This window comes from Streptomyces novaecaesareae, assembly GCF_000716875.1.
Lineage (GTDB): Bacteria > Actinomycetota > Actinomycetes > Streptomycetales > Streptomycetaceae > Kitasatospora > Kitasatospora novaecaesareae.
The window spans coordinates 21,102-27,905 of the sequence record NZ_JNWQ01000090.1 but is presented as its reverse complement, the minus strand read 5'-3'; the positions used below and the strand labels follow the sequence as shown (position 1 = coordinate 27,905).

Sequence of the window (6,804 nt, the reverse complement as noted above, 5' to 3'; positions counted from 1 at the left end):
GCGGTAGCCCGGGCCGCTCGGGGGGCGGTGGGCCGGGGTCTCGGGCGGGAGCGTCGGGGGCGGCCGCCGGGCCGGTCGGGGTCGGTGGGGCGGGCCGGGTCGTTAGGCTGGCTGGCGCCCCCGACCGGCCGGGGCGTACGGCGAGAGAAGACGGAACGTTGCTGCAGGACATCGAGCGCTACCTGGCCTGCCCCCTCTGCACGCAGGCCCTCACCCGGCACGACCGCAGTCTGCGCTGCCCCGCCGGGCACAGCTTCGACGTCGCCAAGCAGGGCTACGTCAGCCTCCTCGCCGGCGATGCCCACACCGGAACCGGGGACACCGCCGAGATGGTCGCCGCCCGGGCGGACTTCCTCGCGGCCGGGCACTACCGGCCCATCGCGGACGCGCTCGCCGAGGCCGCCGCGGCGGCGCTCGCCGGTGAGCCCGAGGCCGAGTCCGAGGCCGAGTCCGAGGCCGAGCCCGAGTCCGAGTCCGAGGCCGACGGCCTGGTCGCCGACCTCGGCGCCGGCACCGGCCACTACCTGGCCCACGTCCTCGACGCCCTGCCCGGCAGCGTCGGCGCCGCCCTCGACATCTCCAAGTACGCGCTGCGCCGCGCCGCCAAGGCGCACCCGCGGATCGGCGCCGTCGTCTGTGACGCCTGGCGTCCGCTGCCGCTGCGCGACGCCTCCGTTGAGCTGATGCTCAACGTCTTCGCCCCGCGCAACGGGCCCGAGATCCGCCGGGTGCTGCGCCCGGGCGGGACGCTGCTGCTGGTCTCGCCCACCGCCCGGCACCTGCGCGAACTCGTCGACGCGCTGGGGCTGTTGTCGGTGGACGAGGAGAAGCAGCGGAGGATCGACGAGAAGCTCGGGCCGTACCTGACGCCCGGGGCGCGGCGGGAGGTCGAGTTCACCCTGCGGCTCGGCCCGCAGGACGTGCGGACCGTCGTGGGCATGGGGCCCAGCGCCTGGCACACCGACCCGGAGCGGCTCGGTGCCGCGCTCGCGGCGCTGCCGGATCCGGTCGAGGTGACGGCCTCGGTGACGGTGGCCGCGTACCGGCGCTGAGCGCCCGCCGCCGCTCGGGACGGCTGGCCATCGTGATCGGTCATGGCGATCGGTCGTCGTGATCGGTCATCGCGATCGGGGTGGGGCGCCACGTTGGGATGAATCTGCCGTGCAGGCACGTTTCCGCCCGTCGGCCTGCGGCTAACGTCCGTCGGGTGAACCGCGACGCCACCAGGCCCGCCGGGCCGGCCCCCCTGCGACCGGACGCCCCGGGGCCCGAGCGGCCGCCCGTGCCGCGTCCCACCGTCGAGGAGCTCCGGCTCACCTCGTTCAAGTCCTACCGGCGCGCGGTCCTGCCCCTCGCGCCCCTCACCGTGCTGCACGGGCCCGCCGGGGTGGGCAAGTCCAACGCCCTGGACGCGCTGGCTGTGCTGTCCCGGCTCGCCCTCGGCGAGGAGATCGCCGACTCGTTGGACGGCCTGCCCGACCGCACCGGCCCGCTCGCCGTACCCGTCCGGGGCGGGCTGGCCGGGTGCGTCCCGCACGGACGGGACGCGATCATCCTCGGCTGCACCGTCCGCTCCCCGTACGGCCGGATCCGGCTCGACATGGTGATCCGCACCGACGGCGCGGTCCGGATCGCCCGGGAGTCGCTCGCCCTCGACGGCCGGACCCTCGTCGACACCGGCGAACAGGACGTCCGCGACCGCCGGGTCAACGTCTGCTGGCACAACGACACCCGCCAGGGCGACATCCGGGCGCCCTTCCCCAGCGGCACCATGATCACCGCGCAGTTGCCGCTGCGGGTCGCGGGCTCGTCGGCCGGCGAGTGCCTGGTCCTCGCCGCCGCGGAGGACCTGCTCACCGCGTTGCGCGAGGTCTTCCCGCTGCACCCCGTCCCCGCCCTGATGCGCGACTGGGCCCGGGCCGACCCGCAGGCCCGGCTGCGCGGCAACGCCGCCAACATCTCCGCCGTCATCGCCCGGCTGAGCAACGAGTGCCCGCGGCGGTACGGGCAGCTCCTGCGCGTCGTCCAGTCCGCGGCGCCGCACCCGCTGCTCGGGCTCACCGTGGCCGAGCGCGAGAGCGAGGGCGTGCGGCGCGTCCTTGCCGTCTTCGACGAGGGCGTCCTCGGGCGCACCGGGGCCGACCAGGCCTCCGACGGCATGCTGCGCCACCTCGCGTTCGCCGCGGTGCTGCTGACCGGGGCCGGGGTGCTCGACCTGGACGTGGCCGCCGAGGTGCCGTGGGCGCACCGGCAGCTCACTGTGCTGGCCGAGGACCTGGGAGCCGGGCTCTCCGCCGAGCAGACCGCCTCGCTGCTGCGGCTGGCGCGGGACATGGCCGAGCGCGGCCAGCTGCGGGCGGTCGCCGCGCTGCAGGAGCCGGCGGCGGCACGGGAGGCGCTGGGCGCGGGCGACCTGCGGTCGGGTGGGGCGGTGCTGGTCGAGTGCCGGCGGGACCCGGATTCGGGCTTCACCGTGCTGCGGCCGGAGACGGCGCGGGTGCCGGCCCAGGGCGGGTGCGGGGAGGGGGCGTTCGGGGAGCGGCCGTCCGGGGAGGGGGCGCGCGGGGACGGAGCCGTCGGGGCCGCGGAGGAGGAGCGGCCGGTGGTGGAGGGGGCCGGGTCGGCTGCGGGCGGCGATGCGGTAGACCTGGAGGGGTGAGCGAACGAGTGACGGGGGCCGGCGAGCCGACCCTGGAGGACCTGCGACAGCGGTTGGTGGACTTCGCGGCGGCCCGGAAGTGGGAGCCGTTCCACACGCCGAAGAACCTGGCGGCGGCGTTGAGCGTGGAGGCCGGGGAACTGCTGGAGATCTTCCAGTGGCTGACGCCCGAGCAGGCGGCCGCGGTGATGTCCGACCCCGAGCGCGCGCACCGGGTGCGCGACGAGGTCGCGGACGTGCTGGCGTACCTGCTGCAGTTCTGCACCGCGGTCGGGGTGGATCCGCTGGCGGCCCTCGCGGCGAAGATCGAGCGGAACGAGCACCGCTTCCCGGTGCCGGACGGGGACGACGTCGGCTCGGACGGCGTCGAGTAGGACGGGAAGGACGTCGAGTCGGACGGGGACAACGTCAACTCGGACGTGGGCGACCAACCCTTGCGAGGGACGGAAGTTATCCACAACCCCGGACTTATCCACAGCTTCTGACAAGGCGGATGCACCTCCGCGCTCTTCCTCGCACGCTTTCGCCGTGACCACAGGGCGGCCTCCTCGGCAGCCCGGGTCGACGGTGACGGCGAGCGAGAGGAGCGGTGGCCATGGAGGCGCTGCGACTGATCAAGACGGCCAGGTACGCCCTGGCCGAGGCCAGGCACGTACCCGATGTGCTGGCCGAGGCGCGGCAGGCCGCGCTGCTCACGGAGGCGGTGGGCGCCCGGCTGGCCGAGTCGGAGGACGAGGAGCTCACCGGGCTGGGCCAGCAGCTCTCCGAGGCCGGGGCGCACGCGGCGCTCTGCCTGGACCGCTCCGTCGTCCGGGCCGCCCTGGTGAGCGGCGGCCGGGCCGCGCGGCTCACCGACCTCGGGGAGCCGGCGCCGACCCTGGGGGCGCTGGACGGGCTGCTGCGGGACGTCGGCGAGACGCTGGTGGTGCTGGCCTGCGGGGCGGACACCGAGAGCCTCTACTGGACGTGCATCGACGGCGTCGACGCGGTGTCGGAGTGCAAGGACCTGACGGGGCGGCTGCGGGAGGCGGCGGGCCGGCTCGAAGGAGCGGAACGTACGGCGCTCGGCGGGGCGGAGCCCGAACGGGCGGGCTGCGGTTCGCCGTTACTGGTCGTCCGGCTCGGCCCGCCGGGCGGTGGACCGGCGGACGGCGGTCCACCGGGCGAGGACTGCCTGCCGGGCGACGGCGGCCCGCCGGACGACGGCGGCCCGCCTGGTGGGGGCGGGCCGGCGGTTCGGGAACGGGCGCCGGACTACCGGGTGCCCGGCGAGGCCGGGGCCGCGGAGGTGTCCGTGCCGGTCGGATAGGCGGCGGGTTCGGTGTCGCGGGCGCCGGAGGACTGCAGCTCGGCGAGATCCGCGGTGACCGAGGCGAGCAGTTCCTGCATCTGCTCCAGCAGGCTCTTGGGAATGACGGGCCCGGCCGAGGTGCCGGCAGCCGAGTCCGTCGGGCTGCTCGGGAGCTGCGGCGTGGCAGATGGTTCGGACATGACGGGACCTCTTCGGATCGGCGGTGCGGTGTGGAACGGCCGACGGTGGCCCGGCCCGCGCGGCGGGGGCGGCACCTGTCCGGCCCGGCCGGGGCGTCCGCCCCCGCCGCAGCACCCAACGAACCGCTCCGGCGGCCGTCACCGGGCACCACCCGATGCGGTCCGACTCCGGTACGCCGTAAGCCTCTCGGGTGAGCCGGGGTTGCCGCCGCGGTACGGCCTGGGCTAGGCGCGACAGGAGGAAGCCGGAGGAAGCCGGAGGAAGCCGAGGGAGCGGAATGAAGCGGAAGGGAGGAAGCAGAAGGGGGAAGACCCACCCCTTGCCACTCTCAACGTATAGCGCACGGGGGGTCTTGCGGCAAGGCCCCCGTGGTGCCGCACAATCACAGGCCTCAGATCGGAGCTGATGCCATGAACCCCCTGACCACCAGCGCGTTCGACCTTCCCGAGCGGCTCTCCGCCAAGGCCGACCCGGCACTGATCGGCCGCGACGAGCGGCACTTCGCGGCCGTCGAGGCGAGCCTGGAGCAGACGATCGCCGAGCTGTCCGACCGCCTCGACGCCCTGCGCCGGGCACCGGGCGGCGTCGGTCGGGAGGCGATGGACCGGGACATCGAGGTCCACAAGCTGACCGGTCGCCTGCGCGCCCTGCGTCGCTTCGGTCTGGACCTGTGCCTCGGGCACGTCGTCGCCCCGGGCGACCCCGAGCCGGTGTACATCGGGCGGCTCGGCCTCACCGACAGCGAGGGGCGCCGGCTGCTGGTCGACTGGCGCTCGCCCGCGGCCGAGCCGTTCTTCGCGGCGACCCACGCGGACCCGATGGGGCTGGTGAGCCGCCGCAGGTACCGCTGGACCGGCGGCCGGATCGGCGACTACTGGGACGAGGTGTTCGCCGCCGACGCCCTGGAGGGGCACGCCGCGCTGGACGACCAGTCCGCGTTCATCGCCGGCCTGGGCGCCAACCGGTCGGCCCGGATGCGGGACGTGCTGGCCACCATCCAGGCCGACCAGGACGCCATCATCCGGGCCGGGTCCCGGGGCGCCCTGGTGGTCGACGGCGGCCCGGGCACCGGGAAGACGGTCGTCGCGCTGCACCGCTCCGCGTACCTGCTGTACTCCGATCCGCGGCTCGGCCACCGGCGGGGCGGCGTGCTGTTCGTCGGGCCGCACCAGCCGTACCTGGCGTACGTCGCCGACGTCCTGCCCAGCCTCGGCGAGGAGGGCGTACGGACCTGCACGGTGCGGGACCTCGTCGCCGAGGGCGCGAAGGCGGGGGTCGAGACCGACCCGGAGGCGGCCCGGCTGAAGTCCTCGGTCGACATGGTGAAGGCGATCGAGAAGGCCGTCCGGTTCTACGAGGAGCCGCCCGCCGAGGGGATGGCGGTCGTGACCCACTGGGCCGACCTCTGGCTGAGCGCCCAGGACTGGGCCGACGCGTTCGACGCGCCGGACCCGGGCACCCCGCACAACGAGGCGCGTGAACAGATCTGGGAGGAGCTCGCCACGATCCTGATGGACAAGCTGGACGAGGACGAGGAGGCGGTGCCGCCCGAGCTGTTCCGCCGGTCGCTGCGGCAGGACCGGGAGCTGGTGGAGACGCTCAACCGGGCGTGGCCGCTGCTCGAAGCGGCCGACCTGGTCGGCGACCTCTGGTCGGTGCCCGCCTACCTGCGGATGTGCGCGCCCTGGCTCGCCCCCGAGGAGGTCCGCGCGCTGCAGCGCAAGCACGCGCCCCAGGCCTGGACGGTCTCCGACCTGCCGCTGCTGGACGCGGCCCGCCAGCGGCTCGGCGACCCGGAGGCGGCCCTGCGGCAGCGCCGGCGCGAGGCGGCGGCCGCCGCCGAACGCGCCCGCATGGCCGACGTCATCGGGGACCTGCTGCAGGCCGACGACGACGGTGAGGGCGCGGTGACGATGCTGCGCGGGAAGGACCTCCAGGACAGCCTGGTCGACGAGACCGCCCTGCCCGTCGCCGATCCGGAGCCGCTGGTCGGCCCGTTCGCGCACATCGTCGTGGACGAGGCCCAGGAGCTGACCGACGCGGAGTGGCAGATGCTGCTGCTGCGCTGCCCGTCCCGGAGCTTCACCATCGTCGGGGACCGCGCGCAGGCCCGGCACGGCTTCGCCGAGTCCTGGCAGGAGCGGCTGGCGCGGATCGGGCTCGACCGGACCACGGTGGCCTCGCTGAGCATCAACTACCGCACTCCGGAGGAGGTCATGGCCGAGGCCGAGCCCGCCATCCGGGCGGCGCTGCCGGACGCCAACGTGCCGACCTCCGTCCGCAGCAGCGGCCTCCCCGTCGAGCACGGATCCGTGTCGGAGCTGGACGCGATCCTGGACGGCTGGCTCGCCGAGCACGCCGAGCACGCCGAGGGCGTCGCCTGCGTGATCGGCGCCCCGGACTTCCGGGCCCGGCCGCGGGTCCGCTCGCTGACCCCGGAGCTGTCGAAGGGGCTTGAGTTCGACCTGGTCGTCCTGGTCGATCCGGAGGCGTTCGGCGGCGGCATCGAGGGAGCCGTCGACCGCTACGTCGCGATGACCCGGGCGACGCAGCGGCTGGTGATCCTCAGGAGTTCGTGAGGGAGGCGGAGTTCGTGAGGGAGGCGGAGTTCGTGGGACGGGAGGTGCTTGTGTGACAGGAAGGAGTTCGTGAG

6 protein-coding genes are annotated in these 6,804 nt (G+C 75.0%); 5 read left to right on the top strand and 1 reads right to left on the bottom strand.

Annotated features, from left to right (window positions below):
• Nucleotides 1-158 precede the first annotated feature (158 nt).
• The 4 genes from OP86_RS27385 to OP86_RS33990 all read left to right on the top strand — a co-directional run bounded on the left by OP86_RS27385 (nt 159) and on the right by OP86_RS33990 (nt 3,968).
• On the top strand, nt 159-1,052 hold the full coding sequence (locus OP86_RS27385; protein WP_030058301.1) for a putative RNA methyltransferase: 894 nt from the start codon (nt 159-161) through the stop codon (nt 1,050-1,052).
• 155 nt (nt 1,053-1,207) lie between these two features.
• Nucleotides 1,208-2,659 (top strand): AAA family ATPase, encoded by a 1,452-nt coding sequence (locus OP86_RS27380; RefSeq protein WP_051830765.1) that lies wholly within the window; start codon nt 1,208-1,210, stop codon nt 2,657-2,659.
• Nucleotides 2,656-3,033: a nucleotide pyrophosphohydrolase gene (locus OP86_RS27375; RefSeq protein ID WP_030058299.1), complete on the top strand. Its 378-nt coding sequence runs from the start codon at nt 2,656-2,658 to the stop codon at nt 3,031-3,033. Before OP86_RS27380 ends, OP86_RS27375 begins: the two co-directional genes overlap by 4 nt.
• 221 nt (nt 3,034-3,254) lie before the next feature.
• Nucleotides 3,255-3,968 (top strand): DUF6099 family protein, encoded by a 714-nt coding sequence (locus OP86_RS33990; RefSeq protein ID WP_051830764.1) that lies wholly within the window; start codon nt 3,255-3,257, stop codon nt 3,966-3,968.
• Here the strand turns inward: OP86_RS33990 and OP86_RS27365 are convergent.
• On the bottom strand, nt 3,914-4,150 hold the full coding sequence (locus tag OP86_RS27365) for a hypothetical protein (RefSeq protein WP_030058297.1): 237 nt from the start codon (nt 4,148-4,150) through the stop codon (nt 3,914-3,916). The two genes, OP86_RS33990 and OP86_RS27365, sit on opposite strands and share 55 nt — an antisense overlap.
• Nucleotides 4,151-4,561: 411 nt before the next feature.
• Here OP86_RS27365 and helR point away from each other — a divergent pair, with 411 nt between their 5' ends.
• Complete coding sequence (helR, locus tag OP86_RS27360; RefSeq protein ID WP_030256420.1) at nt 4,562-6,730, top strand: RNA polymerase recycling motor ATPase HelR; 2,169 nt, start codon at nt 4,562-4,564, stop codon at nt 6,728-6,730.
• Nucleotides 6,731-6,804 lie beyond the last annotated feature (74 nt).